The sequence below is a fragment of the Pseudomonas migulae genome (assembly GCF_043225285.1).
GTDB lineage: Bacteria > Pseudomonadota > Gammaproteobacteria > Pseudomonadales > Pseudomonadaceae > Aquipseudomonas > Aquipseudomonas migulae_C.
The window spans coordinates 142428-163811 of sequence record NZ_CP171224.1 but is presented as its reverse complement, the minus strand read 5'-3'; the positions used below and the strand labels follow the sequence as shown (position 1 = coordinate 163811).

Sequence of the window (21384 nt, the reverse complement as noted above, 5' to 3'; positions counted from 1 at the left end):
CCTAGCGGGTTTGCCAGCGGAACAGACGCTGTTCCAGTTGGCGAAAGGTGAAGTCCAGGGCGAAGCCGATCAGGCCGGTGACCACGATCCCGACCATCACCACATCGATGCGCAGCATCTGCCGGCTCATTTCGATCATCTGGCCCAGGCCGCTGTCGGCCGCGAGCAACTCGGTGGCCACCAGCACCACCCAGGCACGGGTCAGGCTGATGCGAAAACCGGTGATGATCGGCGGCGCGGCGGCGGGCAGGGCGATCTCGCGGACGAAGGTCGGCCAGCGCAGGCGATAGACATCGGCGACTTCGAAGTAACTGCGCGGAATGGCTTTGACCCCTTCGCTCGCCGCCAGCGCCACCGGGAAGAACGCGGTCTTGGCGACGATGATGATCTTGAAGGTTTCATCGATGCCGAACAGCAGCACGAACATCGGGATCAACGCGATGCTGGGGATCTGGCGCAGGGTATGAAACAGCGGCGAGCAGTAGACCTCGACGTTTTTCGACAGGGCCATCAGCACCCCGAACGCCAGTCCCAGCAGCGAGCCGATGCCGAAGCCCAGCCCCAACCGTGACAGGCTGTTGAGCAGGTGTTCGAGCAGTTCGCCGCTGGCCGACAGCTCCCCGAAGGTTTGCCACACCCGGGCGGGCGGGACCAGCAGGTTGCGAGGAAAAATCCCGGCCTCGGCCACCACCGCCCACAGCAACAGCAGGGCGATGGGGGAGATGAGCCAGGTCAGGGAATACAACAGACGTCGAGTGCGCATGGCGGGTCTTATTTCAGCGAAGTACCGAAGGGCTATCGCAAGAGCTGTGCCACCCACGATGCACCAAGCGACACGCCCCCTGTAGGAGCCAGCTTGCTGGCGATAGCGGCCGCATGCACACCGCGAAACCGTGTTGACCGCATCGCCGGCAAGCCGGCTCCTACAAAAGCGGTGGTGCTTAACCAGCATTCATTGCTGCCCCAGCAACACCCCATCAGCACCCCGTCAGAACTCGTAACTGACGCTGGTGTAGTAGAACGCGCCTTGCGCACCTTCAGGGCTGGTGATCGAGTACTTCGGCACGCCGTACAGCTGCGCGCCGTCAGCCTTGTCCGGGTGGGTGTCGAACAGGTTGATCGCACCCACCGAGACCTTCAGCGCCTTGTCGAAGGTGTACGACAGGTCCAGGTCTGTGACCCACTGCGGACTGTAGGTCTGGTCCAGGGTCGGGTTGGTGGCGTTGAGGCTTTTCCATTCGCCATAACGGCGCTGGGCCACGGTCACCCCCCAGTTCTCGTACAGCCAGTTGGCGCTGAGCACCAGCTTGGTTTCCGGCGTACCGTCCTCGATCAGGCCCTGGGTGGTGCGCCCGACAATCTGCGAACCCTGGATGTTGCCGACATCGCGCAACGCCGTGATCTTGGTGTTGTTCTGGCTGATGCCGCTGCTCAGGTTCAATTGCCCCCATTGTTGCAGGTCCAGCTGATAGTTGCCGGTCAGCTCGACGCCGTCGGTGCGGGTGTCCGCCACGTTGGTGTAGAACGCCGCGCTCTGGATGTTCGCGTACGGCGTGCCGGCGAAGATCGGCCGGACCACCGCCGCCGGCAACTGGTCGGATAGGGTGATGCGGTTGTCGATGTCGATCCGGTAGGCGTCCAGCGTCACCGACGCATTGGCCAGCGGCCGCCAGACCAGGCCGAGGGAGTAACTGGTGGACTCTTCCGGCTTCAGCGACTTGCCGCCCAGCAACGCGGCTTCGGGGCTGTCGGCGCGCAGCGTGCGTTGCTGCACCTCGACGAAGTTGCCGCTGCCCGGTGGTTGCTCCACCACCTGCACGCTGAACGAGGACAAACCGCTCTGCACCAGGGACGGTGCGCGATAGCCGGTACTGGCTGTGGCGCGGGCGGCAATTTCAGGGGTGAAGTCATAGCGCAGCGACAGCTTGCCGTTGGTGGTGTCGCCGAAGTCCGAATAGTGCTCGGTGCGCACCGCGACACCGGCCTGGAATTTCTCGGTGATCTGGCCTTCGACATCGATGTACGCGCCCAGCACATTGCGGTCCAGGGACGCGGCATCGACCTGGGTGATGCCCGAGTAATAACCCGGAATGCGCCGGCCAGTGACCGGGTCGACGGTGTTGAACAACGGCCCGTTCTGCCAGCCCGCCGCTTCACCCGCGCTCAGCTCGTAGTTTTCCTCACGCCAGGCCAGGCCCGCGGAGAGTGTCAGTGGCTTGAACAGCAGATCAGTCGGGAAGTCCCGCACCCAATCCAGGGTGACGTTGGTCTGATCGGCTTCACGTTCGCCGGTGTAGATTTTCTCCGGGCTGGTGGCGCCCCAGCTCGGGTTGATGGCGTTGCGATCGGTGGACTTCAGGGTGTTGTTGCCATGGTTCACCGCGAAGTCGAATTTGCCCAGCAGATCGTCTTCGTAACGCAGGCCGCCGGTCAGCGCATAGTCTTCCAGCGCGTAGCGGGTGATCGGCAGGCGCCCGTCCGGGAAACGCTGCAACGCTGTGCTGCTGTAGTTGTTGCGCAGGGTGGTCGGCGGATCGAAGAAACCTTCGGCGTCGGTGTTTTTGTGCGAATAGGTGGCGAAACCGTAGGCGGTCAGACTGTCGTTGATCCCGAATTCGCTGTTGGCGGCGAAGTTGTACTGGTCCGAGACATTGCCCGAGCCCCAGCGCCAGGTGCGGTAGCGATTATTCTGCTCGCGCGGGGTGTTGATGCTGGTGGAACCGGGATAGAAGATCCGGTTGTCCGGGTTGGTGTCGCTGGCCGGGTCCTGGCTGCCGGCGTCGAAACTCAGGGTCAGGAAGCCGTCGTTGGGCAGGGCGAAACCTTTCCAGCCGCTGAGCTTGCGGGAAATGCCGTCGCCCTTGTCGTAGCCGCCGAAGCGGTAGCCGATGTTGCCGCCGTCGTCCTTTTCCTTGAGCACGATGTTGATCACCCCGGCGATGGCATCGGAGCCATATTGCGCCGCGGCACCGTCGCGCAGGATTTCCACGCGCTGGATCGAACTCAGGGGAATCAGGCTCAGATCGACCGCCGCCGCGCCCCGGCCATTGACCAGGCTCTGTCGGGTGACGTTGGAACTGGTGTGACGGCGTTTGCCGTTGACCAGCACGAGCACCTGGTCGGAGGCGAGGCCACGCAACGATGCGCCTTGGGCGATGGAACCGGCAAAGGCGCCCTGGGGTGATTGCGGATAGCTGAACGACGGCGACAGAGCGGTGAGGGCGCCGGACAGGTCGCTGGCACCAGTCTGCTGCAATTGCTCGGCGGTCAACACGTCGACCGGCGCGGCGCTTTCCAGGGCAGTGACATCACTGCGCCGGGTGCCGAGCACGACGACGGTGTCCAGGTGATCGGAGGTGGCAGCAGGTTTGGTTTCGGCAGCTATTACAGGCACGGCAAGGCTGCCAATGACCAACGCAATAGCGCCGGCCAACGGAGTGCGATGGAACATAAAAGAATCCTTCCAAAAGTACGCGGACCTTGTAGGAGCCGGCTTGCCGGCGATGGCGTCCTCACCGGCGATGCGCACCTCGAGGGCCTCATCGCTGGCAAGCCAGCTCCTACAGATTGAGCGGTGTTACATAAATTGCGAACGACACAACCCTTGTAGGAGCCGGCTCGCCGGCGATGGCGTCCTGACCGGCGATGCAAGGCTCAAGGGCCCCATCGCTGGCAAGCCAGCTCCTACAGGGGGATGTGTGTCAATCAGCGTCAGAATCGGCTGGTCACGCTCAAGCCGACGGTGCGCGGGTCGCCGTAGGTGATGACGTATTGACCCAGGGTGCCGTTGGGACGGCCATGGACCTGGTAGCGACGGTCGGTGACGTTGTTGACGAAACCGGTGACGCTGAGTTTTTCATCCGGGCTGAACCAGGTCAGGCGGGTGTTGGCCAGGGTGTAATGGTCCTGACTGAGGGTCTTGTCGGCGCTGCTCTGGCGGTCGGCGAGGAAGTATTCCTTGTCGCGGAAACTCACGTCGCCACCGGCCACCAGCTTGCCGCCGATTTCCAGCGGGAAGGTGTAGTCGGCACCGAGCGACACCACGTTGCGCGGCGAGCGCACGAAGCTGTTGCCACTGTAGTCACCGGTCACGGCGCCCGTATTGGGGTTGGTGTTTTTGAAGTCGGTGTACTCGGTGTCGAGGAACGACACCGCCGCCCGCAGGTGCAGGTAGTCGGTCGGCTGGGCTTCGAGTTCCAGCTCGGCACCTTTGACCGTGCCCTTGGCGCCGTTGGTCAACGCAGTGGTCAGCACACCGTTGTTGACCGTCAGCAGGTTCACCTGAATGTCCGAGTAGTCGTAGTAGAAGATGTTGGCGTTGGCCGTCAGGCGATGATCGAACCACTCGGACTTGAGGCCGATTTCGTAGGCGTCGAGTTGTTCCGGATCGACCGTGGTCAGCTGCGCAAGACTGGTCGACAGCCCGGTGTTGAAACCACCGGAACGGAACCCGTGGGCATAGCGGAAGAACACGCGCACGTTGTCGTTGATCCGGTATTCCGGCGTCAGGTCGTAAGTCCAGGCTTCCCAGGTCTTGTTTTCGTCGCGGCTGCCGTTGGTGCCGACGCCACCCAGGCGCACCAGCGGGCCGTTGGCAGTGGTGCGGGTCAGTTGGGTCAGGTCGAGATCGATGTCTTTCTTTTCCTGGGTCCAGCGCAAGCCACCGGTGACACTGAAGTTGTCGGTGAAGTCGTAGGTCAGGTTGCCGAACAACGCATAGCTGTCGGTGGTGTGGTCGTAGCTGAGGTCACGAAAATCGGTTGCGCCGCCGGTCTGGTTCGAGCCGGTGCCATTGGGCGTCGGGCCGGGTGTGATGATGCGCTGCGACGAGCTGTCGAGGTCCTCGTGGAAGTAATGGGCACCGGCCAGCCAGCGCAGGGTTTCCTGTTGCGGTGAGGCCAGGCGGATTTCCTGCGAGTATTGGGTGTATTTGTTATCGGAAATCGCTGCGCCGTTCACCTCATAAGGCGTGTAGTCGGCATCGCTGGTGGACTGGCCGCGGATGTAGTCATAGGCGCTGATCGACGTCAGGGTGTAATCGCCCAGGCGCCAGTTCAGGGTCAGCGACGTGCCGTCGTGATTGAGCTTGGAATCTTCATTCACGTTGATGGCGATGTCGCGCCCGTGTGGCCTTTCATAGCGGACGTTGTAATAACGGCCTTCAGTCAGCGAGCCGTTGCTGCCATCGCCTTTGTATTCGCGGCTGTGGATCTTCAGCAACGCATCGAGGTTATCGTTGACCTGGGCAAGAAACTGCAGGCGCACGGCTTTTTTGTTGACGTCGCCGTAGGTGTTGTCGTCGACGAGGTTCTTCTGGAAACCGTCGCGTTCTTCGGAATACAGCGACACCCGTGCCGCGAGTTTGTCATCCACCAGCGCACCGCCGATGGCACCGCTGACGATCCGCTCGTTCTTGCTGCCGAAGCCGATCGTGCCGAAGCCGTCGGTGTCGAAGGTTGGCTTTTTGGAAATGATGTTCACCGCACCGGCTGTGGTGTTCTTGCCGTAGAGCGTGCCTTGCGGACCGCGCAAAATCTCCACGCGTTCCAGGTCGAACAACGGACCGCCGCCGGCAATCGGTGCGTTCAGATAGACGTCATCGGCATAGATACCCACTGGAAACACGGTCGCTGCGCCAGTGTCGCCGGTGCCTAAACCGCGAATGTACCAACGCGGTCGGCCATCACCGTCGGGGTTCTTCGCCGCGACGTTGGGAACGAAGGTGGTGATGTCGCCGATGTTGCGCACACCGTCGGCCACAAGGCTGGTGCCCTGTACCGCCGACACGGCCACCGGAACCTCTTGCAGGGTTTCCTCCCGGTGTTGCGCGGTGACGGTGACGGTCTTCAGTGAAGGCTCCGTGCTGGTCTTGTTGGTCTCGGCTTCCGTGCTTTCCGCCGCCAGCAACCCCTCGCTGACAGTGCCCCCGGCCAGCAACAAGGTTAGCCATATACTCTTGGTGATTGGATTAAGTTTATGCATTTGAATCTCCCCCGTTAAAGTTTCACTAAAGGGGGTAGAGCAGAGATCGTGCCAAGTGTTTTTTTGAGTGGTTTAGTTTTGTTAAGTTGATGAAAAATAACGATTTAAATGTTTTTAATAGTTTGGCTTTTAACAGGTTTTGAATGCAGGGTTTAGTTGGATCCAGTCTGGCGTTAAGTGCCTGTCATGGATTCAGCAGAAAGTTGCGTGGCGGGTGTTGCTGGGGAAGCAGAAGTTGGGAAGGAGTGTGTTGCCAGGTAAGCAGTGTGTTGTTCTTTTAGACGCCATCGCCGGCAAGCCGGCTCCTACAGTTTCGGTGCATGACCTGTAGGAGCCGGCTTGCCGGCGATGGCGTTTTCACTAACGACAAAAAACCTCAAACCGCCAATCGCGACGTCGAACCGATCACCTGTTCCAGCACGCTGAAATCGATCCACTCGCGCACATCGAACCGCCGTGGAATGAAGTCCCAGCGATGCAGGAAATCGGTGAAATCCTGCAGCGCTTCAATCGACCGCGCATCCAGGGTCGTGCGCAAACGCCGGTGCGCGTCTTCGCCATAAGCGGCGGCGACCCAGTACTCACTGGTATTGAGTTCCCGCGCCAGAAAGCGCCGGGTTTCATCCGGGTTGGCCCAGGCCCATTGCTCGGTGCGCAGCACGGTATCGACGATCTTCACGCTGGCGTCGAAATGTTCATAGAGCAGGTGTGTGTCCACGGTCAGCGTGCGTGGCGTGCCGTTGTTCGAGCGAATCAGCGGGTCCGGGTGCGAGCCGGTATCGACCACCACGTGCAGGCCGAATTCGTTCGCCAGGTGCACCGCGTGCGCACCCTTGAGGAAAATCGCGTCGATGTCGCCGCGCAGCAGGCCGATCAGTTCGTTGTTGCGTTTGCTCAGGCGCGTCACGCCGAGGCTGACTTCCGAGCCGTAGACATGCTGCTTCTGCTCATCGCTGTAAGTGCCGCCGTAGGGGTAATCCACCAGCTCGACGTCGGACACTTCCAGGCCTTCGAGCTTCAGCGCGTTCTCCAGGCCGCGCAGGGCCTGGGCGCGGGTGAAATCGATTTGCACGTTGGCCCATTTCGGCACGCCGAAGCGGCGGTTCTTCAGGTCGCGGATGGTTTTTACCCCGCTTTCCGCGGTGGTCAGGATCAACTGCACCTCGTCGCTCCAGGACAACCCCAGTACGCGGGTTTGCACGCCGCTGGCGTAGGCCCAGATGGCCGGGATGTTGCCGCCGTGGCGCACCGAGTTTTTCAGGTGGTGGTCGTAATGGGCTTCGCGAACCTCACGTTCACTGGACTCGCGCAAGGACTGGATATTGGTGCCGAACGGCAGAAAGGCTTCCGCCAGACGCCCGGACTGCACGGCGATGCCAAGCCCGGTGGGCACCGGGCTGTGGGTGTACCAAAGCGTATCGAGTGGTTTGCTCATAAGGGTCTTCAGTTCTAATCCATGAAACCTGGCGGGTTAGCCTGCCAGTGCGGTAGGTGTTTCGAGCAACGCTTGCAGCGGCCGTGGATCAATCCAGTCGCGCACATCGAAGCTTTTCGGGATGAAGCGCCAGCGATGCAGGAAGTGCGTGAAGTCCTGCAGGGCAGCGATGGCTTGCTCGTCGAGCCCGGTGCGCAGACGCAGGTGAGCGTCATCGCCATAAGCGGCGCTGACCCAGTACTCGCTGCTGTTGGTTTCCCGGGCCAGGTAGCGGCGGGTTTCTTCCGGATGGGTGTGGGCCCATTGTTCGGCGCGCAGCACCGAATCGAGAATCCCGGTGGCGACATCGAAATGCCGGTCCAGCAGGTTCAGGTCCACGGCCAGCGTGCGTGGGGTGCCGTTGTTGCTGCGAATCAGCGGCTCCGGGTGCGAGCCGGTGTCGATCACCGTGTGCAGGCCGAATTCATGGGCCTGGCGCGCCGCACTGGCACCCTTGAGGAAAATCGCATCGACCTCGCCGCGCAGCAGGCCCACCAGTTCCAGGTTACGGCCCTCGACCCGTTGCGCACTGACCGGCGTGCCGTTCACGGTCTGCACCTGCGGATCGCTGAAGGTGCCGTCATAACGGAAGTTGACCAGTTGTACGTCGCCGACTTGCAGGCCTTCCAGTTTCAGGGCGTTTTCCAGGCCGCGCAGGGCCTGGGCGCGGGTGAAATCGATCTGCGCGCCGGCCCAGTCCGGCAGGCCGAAACGCCGGCCCTTGAGGTCCTTGACGGTTTTGATGCCGCTGTCGGGACGGGTCAGAATCAGTTGCACTTCATCGGCCCAGGACAGGCCGATAACCCGGGTTTCCCGGCCTTGCGCACGCGCCCAGATCGCCGGGATGTTGCCACCGTGGCGCACCGAGTTACGCAAGGTGTGATCGAAATGCGATTCGCGCACGGCCTTGTCGGTGGACTCGCGCAACGACTGCACTTCGGTGCCGAGCGCACCGACGGTGTCTTGCAGCCAGCCTTTCTGCACGGCAATGCCGAGGCCGGTCGGGACCGGGCAGCGCGTGTACCAGAGGGTGTCGAGGGGTTGCGTCATCAATGATTCTCCCGCCGCGCTCAGGCGCTGGCCTTCAGATGGGTTTGCGGTTGGGCGGCAGGGCGCTGGTGCACCAGCGGCAGCACTTCCTGGCCGATGCGCAGGGCTTCTTCCAGGTGCGGATTGCCAGCGAGGATGAAGGTCGAGAAACCGGCGTCGCGGTATTCCGACAGGCGTTCGGCGATGTTCTGGTGGCTGCCCACCAGGCCGACGGTCGGCCCCGGTTTGGCCTTGGCGAAACCGGCCCACAGGTTCGGGCCGATGATCAGGTCATCGAAACGATCGACGTTCTGGTGGTAGGCCGTTTGCCGTGCACCACCGACCGAATCGGAACCGCTGGTAAAACCTTTGGCGACCACGCTGCTTTTGCCGTCGAGCTTGTCGAACTGGCGACGCAGATCCTTCCAGGCCTGCTCTTCGGTTTCCCGGGCGAACAGGTCGACGCGCAGGCCGAAGCGCACGCTGCGGCCCTGTTTGTCCGCCAGTTCGCGTACGCGCTCGATGTGCGGCTTGAGCTTGTCGATCGGCTCGGCCCAGTTCAGGTAAACGTCGGCGTGCCTGGCGGCGACATCCAGTGCCGCGTCGGAAAATCCGGAGAAGTACACACCGGGTTTGCGCTCGTTGTGCAGGCCGTGGGGCAGGGCGCCGTTCTCCAGTTGGTAGATGTCGCCGTCGTAGGAGAAGCGCTCGTTCTGCCAAAGGCCCTGGATGATGTCGAGGAATTCGCCGGTGCGTTTGTAGCGCTTGTCATGGTCGAGGAAGTCACCGTTGGCCCGCTGACTGGCCGGGTTGCCGCCGGTGATGATGTTCCACTCCAGGCGCCCGCGGCTGAGGTTCTGCAGGATCGCCGCTTGTTGTGCGGCGTAGGCCGGTAACGTCCAGGTGGCCTGGAAGGCGATCAGGAATTTGATCCGTCGGGTTTCACGGGCCAGCGCGGCGGCGGCGATCCATGGTTCCGGTCCGGTGGGTAGCAGGGCGCCTTCGAAACCGGCCAGTTCGGCGGCTTTCGCGACCTGGGCGATGTAGTCGATGTAGGTGAAATCGTCCGGCTCGCCGTTGGGCAAGCGGCCCGGTGCGATGTTGCCGGGGCGGTAGTCCGGATTGCCGCGGTTGTGTTTTTCGGTGGTCAACTGCGGACCATCGGTGCCCAGCGGCAGACGCCAGAAAAATTCAGTGCTCATGGGATGCTCCTGATTCAAGTACGCGTTGCGCCGCGCAATTGCGGGGACGCCTTGTCAGGGGGGATTGCAACGGACATGCCATGGTCGGCAGGGCGGGTTTTGGCCAGTGGGGGCGGGGGTTTGGTTGAGAGAGGTGAGGGGCTGAGGGCGGGAGTTGCTTCTGTGGCAGCAGTCCGGCAGCAATGGTTGTTCGGGGTGCAGCAGAGAGTTTTGTGGTGTTTCGGAAATTGCCATCGCCGGCAAGCCGGCTCCTACAGGTTATCGGTGACCTTGTAGGAGCCGGCTTGCCGGCGATAGCGGTTTTCGTCACGCCGGGGATGTGGCGACGATGTCGTCGATCGATGCCCCCGCTTCGGCGCTGCGCAAATAGGTCTGGTACAGCGCCGCATAGGCGCCACCCTGATCGATCAACTGGCTGTGCGGCCCCTGTTCCACCAGACGTCCCTGACGAATCACCGCAATGCGATCGGCATCGCGAATGGTCGCCAGGCGATGGGCGATGATGATCGCGGTACGGCCTTCGCACAGTCGGCGGAACGCGCGCTGGATGCGCCGTTCGGTGTGGATGTCGACCGCCGAGGTGGCTTCGTCCAGCACCAGCACCGCCGGGTCCGCGAGGTAGGCGCGCACCAGGCACACCAATTGCCGCTGGCCATGACTCAAGTGCCCGCCCAACGGCCCGACTTCCGTGTGGTACTGATGCGGCAGGCGCTCCAGCACTTCGTCCGCGCCCAGTTCACGGGCCGCAGCGATCAAACGGGCATCGTCAGCGTCGGGTGCGGCGAGGCGCAGGTTGTCGAGAATGCTGCCGCTGAACAACACGTTGTCCTGCAACACCACGCCGACGTTGCGCCGTAACGCTTGCTGGGTGAGTTCACGGACATCCACGCCGTCGAGTTTCACCGCCCCCGACTGTACCTCGTAAAAACGCGTCAGCAGTTGCACCAGCGTGCTCTTGCCATGGCCCGAGGGACCGACAATCGCCAGCACCTCACCGGCGGGAATGTGCAGGTCGAGGTCGTTGATCACCGGTGAAGCACTGCCGGCACCATAGGCAAACCGCACCCGTTCAAAACTCACTTCGCCCCGGGCCTTGCCCAATTGACGAGGGGTGGCGCTGTCGTTGATTTCCGGGTGCGTGTCGAGCAGCAGAAAGATCCGCTGCGCCGACGCCGAACCGGTGGCGTAGCGCTCGAACAGGTCCGACAGTTCCTGCAACGGACCGAGGAACAGGAACACATAAAACAGGCTTTCGGCGATCTGCCCCACGGTCACGTCCGCCTGCGCCAGCCCGTAAGCGCCCACCAGCAACAGCAGCGCCATGCCGGCGGAACTGAGCAGCGCTGTGAACGGTGCAAACCAGCTGGAGCGCAGGCTGCCGCGAATCAATGCCTGATTGAAGTCATCGAGCAGGCCGCGATAACGCCGCAGGTTCGGCGCTTGCCGGGCGCATTGCTGCAACATCCGCGCGCCGCTGACGCTCTCCACCAGATGCGCGGTGAAGCGGCTGCGGTTCTCCGCGACCTTGGCCCAGTTGCGCTGGGAAATGCGCTTGAAACTCCAGGTCGCCAGCACCAGCAGCGGCACCGTCGCCGCGAGGCTGAGGAAGAAGCGCGGGTCGATCCGCCACAGCATCACCGCGGCCAGGCCACAACGCAGCAGAGCGCCCAACAGTTCTGGCGGACCCTGGATCAGCAACGGTTCCAGCGCATCGACATCGCGGTCGGCACGGGAAATGATCCGCCCAGCCTTGGTCCGGTCGAAGTAGCTGACGCTCAGGCTCTGCACGTGAGCAAATACACGCACACGCAAGTCATTGAGCACGCGGATCGCTGCGCTGCCGGCGACGAACTGCGACACCCCGGCGAGCAGGAAGCGCCCGAGCCAGCTAGCCGCCAGCCCGAGTCCGAGCCACAGCACCAGACGCTCGTCCAGCAGCCAGTGATCGTTCTGCTGGATCAGCCCTCGGTCGAGCAGCTCACGCACGAACCACGGCCGCAGGAACACCGTGCACACCAGCAGCAGCTCAATGCCGATGACGCCGACAATGTGCCCGCGAATCGGCTTCAGCAGCGGCAGCAGTCGGCTGAACATGCTGCGGTCGAGGGCCTTTTTCGCGAGCATCTCTTCAATTTCGATATCGCTCAGGGCCTTGCCGGCGATTGGGTTAGCCATGGTCGATCCCTAGCAGGTCGCGGTAGTCCGGATGGGTATTCAGCAGTTCAGCGTGGGTGCCGTTGGCGACGATATGGCCGTCCTGGAGCATCAGCACGCGGTCCGCCAGGAGAATGGTCGAGAGCTTGCTGGAGATCACCAGCAAGGTGGTCGCCCGGCCCTGATCGCGGCGCAACTCGCGGATGTTGTTCAGTACCTGGCGTTCGCTGATTGCATCCAGCGCGCTGGTGGCGTCGTCCAGGCACAGAATATCCGGCGCGCCGAGCAGGGCGCGGGCCAGGCTCAGACGCTGGCGCTGACCGCCGGACAGCGTCACGCCGCGATCACCAAGCGGCGTGGCCAAGCCGTGTGGCAGGCGTTCCAGCACATCTTCGGCGGCGGCCAGGCGCAGGCCGTTGCGCAGCTGCTGATCGCTGGCATTGGGGTTGGTCAGGCGCAGGTTGGCGGCGAGGGTGTCGGAAAACAGGAAGCTTTCCTGCGGCACCACGTGAACCCGGCGCCGCAACTCGTCCAGATTCAAGTCGCGGATGTCCTGCCAGCCCGCGCTGTCCGAACCGAGCAGCAATCGACCGGAACTGACGTCGCTCAGGCGCGGCAACAGGCTGGCCAGCAGACTCTTGCCGGTGCCGGTGGCGCCCACCAGCGCGACGATTTCGCCCGGCTGCAAGGTCAGTGAGCAGTCATGAAGAATGTCTAGGCCACCGCCGGGAGCGCTGACATTGACGTGTTCGAGTTTCAATCCCAGTGGCGTGTCGGGGAGGGCGGCATGACCGCTGCGAATCGCGGCCGGCTCGTCCAGCAGCTGCCAGATGCGCCCGGCGCTGGAGCGCGCATCCGCGAAGGTCTGCATCACCCGGCCAATGCCTTCGATGCGGAACACCAGGGTGGTGGCGATCAGCAGCGACGTCACCAGTTCACCGATACCCAATTGTGCCGTGGCAACCAGGTGCGCGCCGTAGACCAGAATCCACACATGCCCCAGTGCGACGACGGCTTGCGGCAACGGGATCCGCGAGCTGGAATAGGCGAGGGCCTGGCGGGCGTGTTCGGCGAAAACCGCCACTTGTCCGGCGAAGCGCTGGATGCGGCTGTGTTCCAGGCCGAACGACTTGATCACCCGCACACCGCCGATGCCTTCGCTGAGGTCCTGATTGACCCGGTCGTAAGCCTCGCCGACCGCGCGGTCGAGGCTGACCAGACGTTCGGTCTGGCGCACGAAAATCCATAATCCGAACACCGTCAGCAACAACGGCACCAATCCCAGCAACGGGTCGTACCAACTCAGCAGGCCAACCGTCGCCAGCACCACCAGCGGGGTTTCCACCACCTGGCGCCAGAAGCTGATCAGCGCATCGCGGACCTTGTCGGCGTCACGGGTGGTGCGGGTGATCATCTCGCCCATGCCGTGTTGCCAGTGATAACCGAGGTGCAGGTTCTGCACCTGTTGCAGGATGCGTTCGCGCAGGCGTGTCAGCAGTTCCTGGCTGAGCACCAGCGACAACACGCTGGCGGCGTATTGCACCACGCCACGGCCGAACGCCACGGCGAGCATCAGCCACAACCAGTACCAGCCGAGGCTGGCGTCGAGACTGCCATCGGCCTGCCGCACCACCGCGCGACCGGCACTGACGTCATTGACCGCATGACCGATCAGCCATTGCTGCCAGACCAGCCCGAGGTTTACCGCAATGTACAACGCCGCCACCAGGGTGAAGCGCCAGGGCATCTCCCGGTAAATCGCCAGGCTGCGCAAGAGGGGGTGTTTTTCGATCATGAAAAAACTCTGTGAGGTGTGCGGACACGATCTCGACCCCGTAGGAGCCGGCTTGCTGGCGATGGCGTCTTTGGATGTTGCATCGATCTCGAGGACGCCATCGCTGGCAAGCCAGCTCCCACAGGTTTTGCGTGCATTCAAGCCGAACGCCGAACCCTTGTAGGAGCCGGCTTGCCGGCGATGGGGCCTTCGGATAATGCGTCGATTTTGAGGACGCCATCGCCGGCAAGCCGGCTCCTACGGGGGGGGGTTATCGTCCAGGGCTGGTCGCGCCTTGTTTTTCCTTGGCATTAAGGATCGCGGTGTATTCGCCCGGGTCGACGCCGTTGAGGTAGTAATTGCCGACATGGTGCAAACGCCAGCGGATCGGGTCGTGGGTGGTGTGGACCCGGGCATTGCGCCAGAAGCGGTCGAGGTTCCATTTGCTCAGCGACGAGCTGGCACCCAGCAGCGAGAAGATGTCGCTGGAGATCTTCAGCGACGCCGCATCGGAATGCGCGCGTGCAGTCGCCACCGACAGGATCAGTTCGTCCTGCAGTTCCTTGTTGTCCGGGTACAGTTCGTGCTGGTCGAACACCCGCGCCGCATCGCGCAGCAGCGATTGCGCACCGCGCAGGGCCACGGCGTATTCGCCGATCTGCTTGATGATGTGCGGCTCCTGATTGGCGTGATCGACGCCACTTTCCACCCATGGGCGGGCGTTGTGATTCAGGTACTCCACCGCCGCCGAGAGCGCGCCTTCGGCAATGCCGGTGTCGATGGCCGCGTGGAGAATCTGCGGGAAGGTCAGGCCCGTGCGTTTCATCGGCCCCTTGCGTTGGGAAACGAAGCCTTCGTCGAGTTCGATGTTGTCGAAAATCACCGTGCCACTGACCGAGTTTTTCTGGCCGAAGGCTTCCCAGTCATCCACCAGCGTCAGGCCCGGCGTGTTGCGATTGAGCAGCACCCCGGCACCGCCGTCATCGCTGGCGGCGGTCAGGGAAATCCATTCGGCCAGGTAAGAACCGGTGGAGTAGAACTTGCTGCCATTGAGGATCAGCTTGCCGTCGGCGCGGCGTTCGACGCGGGTCTTGAGGGCGAACTTGTTCTTGCCGCCAACTTCCGCCAGGGCATTGCCAAAGCGCTTGCCGGCCAGCACATCGCGGATCAGCCGGTCGCGGATGTCGTCGGCGTACCCGGTAAAAATCCCTCGCAGCATAACGTTATGAATTTGCAGCAACTGGCCGACACCACCGTCGGCAACCGAAATGATGCGTACGGTTTCGACGATGGTTTCCACCGAAGCGCCGAGCCCGCCAAACGCCTTGGGCACGCCGATCGCGGTCAGGCCGCTCTCGGACAACAGCTGCGCCTGACGCCGTGGCAGCTGGCCGTTCTGACTGGCGTCAGCGGCGATTTCGGCGATCTCCAGGGCGATTTCTTTCGCCACGGCGATGGCTTGCGCCTCGCTGTCCAGCAGGCGGATCGGCGCCTGTTCCGGAATCAGTTGTCCGGCGGGATTGTGTTCGACCTTGCTCATTGCTGTACCTCTGATCATTGATCCGATGATGTCCACGAAATCCGCACCCCCTGTAGGAGCCGGCTTGCCGGCGATTGGCCCTCAAGCCATGCGTCGATTTCGCCGACGCCATCGCCGGCAAGCCGGCTCCTACAGGGGATTTGTGTTTGTCTTCCGGGCGTTGAGAGCCCTTGAGCAAGTTCTGCGCCAATGGCTGGAACCCCCGCCGGGCAAGGGTTTGGGTGGGGTGGTGTTGCTGGGGAAGCAACGCTGCGCGGTCGACTGCTCGATCAGCAGCAGTCGCCGCGCAATGCTGTTGGCAGGTCAGCAATCGGCCGTCGATATCGGATGGTGTACGGGCGCAAAGCCCCGCAAACCGGGCCTTTCAGTTCTTGGCACGGGCGCTGCAATAGCTCCGGCAATAGTCACTTGCCCACCTCACGGAGCTGTCCATGACGCTAGCTGCCAAACAATCCCGACCCGCTGCCCCGGCTGAGCTGGAGCAGATCTGGTTCACCCGTTGCCCGGTGCCGACCGCCTCCGGCATCGCCTACAAGCTCGGCTGGCTCGGCGAAGAATTCGCCCCTGACGGCCTGCCGGTGTCGACCTTGCAGGAAGCCCGTCAACTGGGGCATCACCACTACGATCACGAGCTGCCGGGCCTGTTTCGCGAAGGCGGTAACGTGCCGGCATTGGCGGCGCGTGCGTCCGGTGCGCCGAGTCGCTTGATCGGCCTGACCTGGATCGAAGAATGGCAGACCATTCTGGTTCGCCCGGACTCCGGCATTCGCCGCCCGGAAGACCTCAAGGGCAAACGCCTGGCGCTGCCGGCCTGGGGCGAAAACCGTCCGGGCAGCATCGCTCGCGCCATGAGCCTGCATGGTTATAAAGGCGCGCTTAGCCTGGCCGGTCTGGGTTTCGATGACGTCGAACTGGTGGAAGTCGCCTTGCAGAACCAGGAGCAGGCGGCGAATCCCCAGGAAGGTTTGCAGCGCCTGTGGTCGGGACTCGATTACCTGGTGCGCGGTGAAGTGGATGCGGTGTATGTCAAAGGCGCGTCCGCCGCCGATGCGGCGCGTCGCCTCGGGCTGGTAGTGGGGATCGACCTCGACCTGATCGCCGAACCACGCTATCGCATCAACAACGGCACACCGCGTCCGATCACCGTGCACCAGAGCCTGCTGGACAACCATTTCGATCTCGTCGTGCGCTTCCTCGCGCAAACCCTGGCGGCCGCTGACTGGGCCGCCAACAACCGCGAGGCGTTGAACGGGATTCTCGAAGAAGAAACCCGTGCCGGCAGTGCCGGTGTCGCCGAAGCCTATCGCGGTGAATTCCACACCACCCTGGCGCCGGACCTGTCGGCACAGCGACTGGAGTTTCTCGATACGCAAAAGGATTTCCTTTACCTGCACGGCTTCCTCGAACGCGATTTTGCCATCGCCGACTGGGTCGATCCGCGCCCGTTGCAAGCCGCCCATGAACTGTTGGCCAAGCGCCGCGCCTGACTCTGGAGAATTGCCATGACCGTCCTCATCAACGAACAACTGATCAGCGAAGAACTGAAGAACTTCATCGACAAGGTGCTGATCGAGGCTGAAGAAGCCTTCACCGTGTTCCGTGAAACCAACACCATCACCGCCAACGGCACCGTCGGTTTCATCGAGCGTGTACCGGGCCAGGAACTGCTGGTGTCGGTGAACTACGGCGGCCCGTGGAATTATCGCAAGCCGCTGCAAGCCACGGTCACCGACTTCGAAGGCAAGGTGATCTACGGCAAGGGCAAGGGCGGGCTGGGCCGCTACACCAAACTGTTCCAGCAACACCCCGACGTCACCACCGTGTCCCATGTGCATTCACCGTACCTCGGCGCCTGGGCGCAAACCCATCGCACCCTGCCGTTCCACTATGTGCCGGTGCAGCGTTATCAGCTGGCCCGGGAGCTGCCGGTGTACATCGATCGTCGTCAGCAGGAAGTCGATTTCATCCTCGACAAGATCGCCGAGAACCCGTTCAACCTGGCGATTCTCGAAGCCAACGGCGGCTCTACGGTGTGGGGCAAACAGGGGCTGCGCGCCACGGCGGAATTCATCCTGCTGCTGGAGGAGGGCGCGCAACTGCAACTGCTCGCCGACGCCCTCGGCGGTTCCCGTGCCTACGGCCCCGGCGTGCTGACTCAGCAATGGAAAATGAGCGGCCTGTACGACAAAGCCACCGAACTGGGGCTGGTGCCCGCGATCGATCGCCGCAGCTAACAATCTCCAGGCCACCACCATCCCCTGTAGGAGCCGGCTTGCCGGCGATGGCGCCCGAAAGTTCACCGCAAAGTCAGAGGGCCTCATCGCCGGCAAGCCGGCTCCTACAAAGACCGTGTTTGCAGCGCCACCAGGTCGACACACATTCAAGGAACACACCCATGGCCGTAAAAATTCTCTGGTACCTCACCACCCCCGACGGCCCTTATCCGTGGGAACCCGAGGGCCGCTGGACCACCGATTTCGAACACTTGAAACAACTTGCCGTGGCCAGTGACCGTCTCGGCTACTACGGCTCGCTGCTCGGCTCCAGCCCCAACGAAAGCCTGGCCGTCTCGGCCGCCCTGATCGATGCCACCAAGCGTCTGCGATTCCTGGTGGCGCAACACCCCGGTGAACTGTCGCCAGCCGTGTTGGCCAAATGGGCGCTGACCTTCGATCAATTCTCCAACGGCCGCTTGCTGTTCAACGTGGTCAACGGCAATGACGCCGGCCTCGCGACCCTCGGAGTGCACTATCCCCACGACGAGCGCTACGACTTCAGCCTCGAATACTGGCGTGCCTTTCAGGGTTTCTATGCCGGCGACACGTCGGGCTTCGACGGCCAATACGTCAAGCTCGCTCCCCGTTCGCCGGGCGCGGCCAATCACCCGTTGGGCGGCTGGCACCCACCGAAGCAAAAGCCCGGCATCCCTCTGTGGGGCGCGGGCACCTCGGGGCCGGGCGTCGCGCATTCAGTGCAACTGCTCGACGTGTACCTGAGCTTCGCCAACACCCCGCCGAAACTCGGCGAAAAATTTCGCAAGGTCGCGGCGGAAGCGGCGAAAATCGGCCGCGAACTGACCTTCGGCACCCGCCTGCAAATCATCGTCCGTGAAACCGAGGAAGAGGCCTGGGCCCACGCCGAGAAACTCCTGCAACGCACTTCGCTGCAGACCGCGCGAACTGCCATCGAGCGGCAACTGCCCCCCGGCGAAACCCTGGAGAGTTTCCACAGCGACGACCCGCAAACCCAGCGCAACGTCGAGGCCATTCGCGCCGGCCGCCTGCCCAAGGCCCGGGACCTGGAAATCTATCCAAACGTCTGGCTCGGCCCGAGCCTGTTCGGCTTCAACATCCTGGGTCCAGCCGCCGGCACCTACCTGGTGGGCAGCGCTGAACAGGTCGCCGAGCGCATTCGTGAATACGAAGCCCAGGGCACGTCGGCGTTCATTCTGTCCGGGTTTCCGTTGATCGATGAAGCGCACCGGGTGGCTGATCTGCTGTTCCCGCTGCTCGATCTGGATCACGGTTTCGAAGTACCGCGCCTGGGCGCCAGCACCCCTGCGCCGCAGCGTGCGGCTGCGGTTGAGACAGTCTGAGGAGACAGCGATGAACGAATATTCCCGTCGCCGTTTCCTCGGCAATGGCCTGGCCGTCGGTAGCGGCCTGTTGCTCGGCAGCAGCCTGCTCAGCGGGTGCGACAGCGGGGCGTCAGTCAGTGGCGCCGCTGCCTTGTCCAGCACGCCGGTGCACGGTGGCCGCCTGCGGGTCGGCATCATCGATGGCGATCAGTCGGGCAACCTCGACGCGCACAAACCGGTGGGCGGCGGGATCATTCGCGGCTGGGCGCTGTACAGCAAGTTCTGGGAATGGAACACCGACGTCAGTACCCGGTTGGCCCTCGCCGAGTTCGCCGAACCGAATGCCGACGCCAGCGCCTGGACCATCCGGATCAAACCGGGCCTGGAGTTCCATCACGGCAAGAGCATCGGCGCCGATGACATGCTGTTCTCGATCCTGCGCCTGACCGACCCGAAACTGGCGTCACCGTTTGCCGGCCTGGTGGGGGCGATCGACCGCAACGCGTTGCGCAAACTGGATGCGCGCACCATCGAAATCCGCTTCAAGGAAGGCCAGAGTTTTTACCCGCTGGATGAAACCCTGATCAGCTTCGGTGGCATCGTTCCCACGGATTACGACCCGATCAGCAACCCGGTCGGCGCCGGGCCCTACAAGCTCAAGAGCTTCATTCCCGGCCAGCGCTCGCTCTATCAACGTTTCGAGAATTACTACAAGCCCGGCCAACCCTACGCCGATGAACTGGAGATCATCGAGTTCAAGGACCAGGTGTCCCGCGCCGCCGCCCTGCGCGCCGGGCAGATTGACGTGGCCAGTGGCGTGCAGGCCGAACACAGCGCACTGCTCAAGGCCGATTCGCGGCTGAAGCTGTACGCGTCGCCAAGCACTTCGTTTACCGGCTTCAACCTGAACCTGGCCAAGGAGCCGTTTCAGGACCAGCGGGTGCGCCAGGCGTTCCGCCTGCTGGCCGACCGTCGCGAGTTGGTGGATCGCGGCCTCAATGGTTTCGGGCGCATCGCCAATGACCTGTATTCGCCCCACGACCCGACCTACAACCACAGCATTGCCCAGCGTCCCTACGATCTGGAGCAGGCGCGTTCGCTGTTGCGCCAGGCTGGCCAGAGCGACCTGCGGGTTGAGCTGACCACCACGCCGGGGCCGGGGGTGAACGCGGCGCTGGTGTTTGCCCAGCAGGCGAAAAAGGCCGGGGTCGAGATCAAGGTCACCCAGGTCGATGGCTCGGTGTTCAACGGCCCGCAGCGGGAAAACTGGTTGCTGTCGCCGAGTTCGACACCGGCCCGGGGATTCCTCGCGTCGGCGTTGCACAACGATGCGCCGCAAGCGATCTACAACCGCAGCAATTTCCACGATGAGCGCTTCAGTGCGTTGTATCGCCAGGCGCTGGCGCAACCGGATCTAGAGCAACGCAAAGTGCTGGTGCATGAAGCGCAGAGCATTCAACACGAACGTGGCGGCCTGCTGATCTGGGGCTTCAACGATGTGCTGGATGCGGCATCGGTGCGCGTGGGTGGATTGCAACCGGAACAGACGACGTTTGCTTCCTGGCGCTTCGACGAGATGTGGGTGAACCATGCCTGAGCCCACCTGCAAGGAACCGCGCACGCCGGCCTGGTTGTCGTGGTTCGTCGGGCGGCTGGGTTACGGCCTGCTCACCGCGTGGGTGATCAGCCTGGTGGTGTTCATTGCCACCCAGGCGCTGCCCTCCGATCCGGCCCGGGTGATTCTCGGGCCTGATGCGCCACTGGAAAGCATCCTGACCCTGCAACGGCAACTGGGTCTGGACCGACCGATCCTCGAGCAGTATCTGCGCTGGCTCGGCAACGCCCTGAGCGGCGAACTTGGGATCTCACTCGACTCCAACGCACCGGTCGGCAGCCTGCTGTTCGGCCGTTTTGGCTACACCCTGGCGTTGTTGGCCGGGGTGATCGTCGTGGTGGTGCCGGTGGCGTTATTGCTCGGCGTTGCCCTGGCGCTGCGGCGTGACAGCCGGCTGGATCGCTGGAGCCTGTCGCTGCTGATCTTCCTCAAGGCGACGCCGGGTTTTCTGTTGGCCATCGGCCTGGTGTTGCTGTTTTCCATGCCGAACATGGACCTGCTGCCCGCTGTATCGATCCTCGATCCGGACAAATCGCTGCTGCGCCAGTTGCCGTTTCTGGTGTTGCCGGTGCTGGCCTTGAGTCTGTCGGCGATGCCGTACCTGACGCGCATGGTACGGGCCTCGATGATCGAGGCGCTGGAGTCCGATTACGTGGTCGCCGCCCGGCTTCGCGGCATTCCCGAGTGGCGCATTGTCTGGCGCCACACTTTGCCCAACGCACTGATCCCGGCCATTCAAGGCGTGGCGCTGACCTTACGCACGCTGATCGGCGGTGCGCTGCTGGCCGAGGTCATTTTCAGTTATCCCGGCATCGGCACCTCGTTGAATTCGGCGATCCAGATGCGCGATCTGCCGATGATCCAGGCCATTGTGCTGGTGATCACCTTGGGCGTGGTGTTGATCAATCTTCTGGCAGACCTGTTGACCGTGCTGCTCACCCCGAAGCTGCGTACCGCGCGCCGGGTGACCATGATCCAGCGCAACCGCCGGGGCATTCAGCCCTGGTGGCGCCGTTCCCAATCCAAGGCGCCCTGAG

The 21384-nt window shown here is 63.0% G+C and carries 14 protein-coding genes; 5 read left to right on the top strand and 9 right to left on the bottom strand.

What is annotated here, in order from left to right:
- Position 1: 1 nt before the first annotated feature.
- The 9 genes from ACF6ZU_RS00840 to ACF6ZU_RS00800 all read right to left on the bottom strand — a co-directional run bounded on the left by ACF6ZU_RS00840 (position 2) and on the right by ACF6ZU_RS00800 (position 15155).
- Positions 2-763: an ABC transporter permease gene (locus tag ACF6ZU_RS00840; RefSeq protein WP_392889976.1), complete on the bottom strand. Its 762-nt coding sequence runs from the start codon at positions 761-763 to the stop codon at positions 2-4.
- 225 nt (positions 764-988) lie between these two features.
- On the bottom strand, positions 989-3451 hold the full coding sequence (locus ACF6ZU_RS00835) for a TonB-dependent receptor plug domain-containing protein (RefSeq protein ID WP_392889974.1): 2463 nt from the start codon (positions 3449-3451) through the stop codon (positions 989-991).
- A 260-nt stretch (positions 3452-3711) separates the two neighbouring features.
- Positions 3712-5982, bottom strand: coding sequence for a TonB-dependent receptor (locus tag ACF6ZU_RS00830; RefSeq protein WP_392889972.1), 2271 nt, complete (start codon positions 5980-5982; stop codon positions 3712-3714).
- Between the two features lie 376 nt (positions 5983-6358).
- Positions 6359-7417, bottom strand: coding sequence for an ABC transporter substrate-binding protein (locus ACF6ZU_RS00825; protein ID WP_392889970.1), 1059 nt, complete (start codon positions 7415-7417; stop codon positions 6359-6361).
- A 36-nt stretch (positions 7418-7453) separates the two neighbouring features.
- On the bottom strand, positions 7454-8506 hold the full coding sequence (locus ACF6ZU_RS00820; RefSeq protein ID WP_392889967.1) for an ABC transporter substrate-binding protein: 1053 nt from the start codon (positions 8504-8506) through the stop codon (positions 7454-7456).
- A 20-nt stretch (positions 8507-8526) separates the two neighbouring features.
- On the bottom strand, positions 8527-9687 hold the full coding sequence (locus ACF6ZU_RS00815; protein ID WP_392889965.1) for an LLM class flavin-dependent oxidoreductase: 1161 nt from the start codon (positions 9685-9687) through the stop codon (positions 8527-8529).
- Between the two features lie 306 nt (positions 9688-9993).
- Positions 9994-11862: an ABC transporter ATP-binding protein gene (locus ACF6ZU_RS00810; RefSeq protein ID WP_392889963.1), complete on the bottom strand. Its 1869-nt coding sequence runs from the start codon at positions 11860-11862 to the stop codon at positions 9994-9996.
- Positions 11855-13636: an ABC transporter ATP-binding protein gene (locus ACF6ZU_RS00805; RefSeq protein ID WP_392889960.1), complete on the bottom strand. Its 1782-nt coding sequence runs from the start codon at positions 13634-13636 to the stop codon at positions 11855-11857. Before ACF6ZU_RS00805 ends, ACF6ZU_RS00810 begins: the two co-directional genes overlap by 8 nt.
- A gap of 250 nt (positions 13637-13886) precedes the next feature.
- Complete coding sequence (locus tag ACF6ZU_RS00800; RefSeq protein ID WP_392889958.1) at positions 13887-15155, bottom strand: acyl-CoA dehydrogenase family protein; 1269 nt, start codon at positions 15153-15155, stop codon at positions 13887-13889.
- Between the two features lie 431 nt (positions 15156-15586).
- Between ACF6ZU_RS00800 and ACF6ZU_RS00795 the strand changes: the two genes are divergently transcribed.
- The 5 genes from ACF6ZU_RS00795 to ACF6ZU_RS00775 all read left to right on the top strand — a co-directional run bounded on the left by ACF6ZU_RS00795 (position 15587) and on the right by ACF6ZU_RS00775 (position 21383).
- The gene (locus ACF6ZU_RS00795; RefSeq protein ID WP_392889956.1) at positions 15587-16642 is read left to right on the top strand and encodes an ABC transporter substrate-binding protein; all 1056 of its coding nucleotides are present in this window, start codon (positions 15587-15589) and stop codon (positions 16640-16642) included.
- A 15-nt stretch (positions 16643-16657) separates the two neighbouring features.
- On the top strand, positions 16658-17389 hold the full coding sequence (locus ACF6ZU_RS00790; RefSeq protein ID WP_392889954.1) for a class II aldolase/adducin family protein: 732 nt from the start codon (positions 16658-16660) through the stop codon (positions 17387-17389).
- A gap of 161 nt (positions 17390-17550) precedes the next feature.
- On the top strand, positions 17551-18750 hold the full coding sequence (locus tag ACF6ZU_RS00785; RefSeq protein ID WP_392889951.1) for an LLM class flavin-dependent oxidoreductase: 1200 nt from the start codon (positions 17551-17553) through the stop codon (positions 18748-18750).
- Positions 18751-18760: 10 nt separating this feature from the next.
- On the top strand, positions 18761-20329 hold the full coding sequence (locus ACF6ZU_RS00780) for an ABC transporter substrate-binding protein (RefSeq protein WP_392889949.1): 1569 nt from the start codon (positions 18761-18763) through the stop codon (positions 20327-20329).
- The gene (locus tag ACF6ZU_RS00775) at positions 20322-21383 is read left to right on the top strand and encodes an ABC transporter permease (RefSeq protein WP_392889946.1); all 1062 of its coding nucleotides are present in this window, start codon (positions 20322-20324) and stop codon (positions 21381-21383) included. The genes ACF6ZU_RS00780 and ACF6ZU_RS00775 overlap by 8 nt, the downstream gene beginning before the upstream one ends.
- Position 21384: the final 1 nt, after the last annotated feature.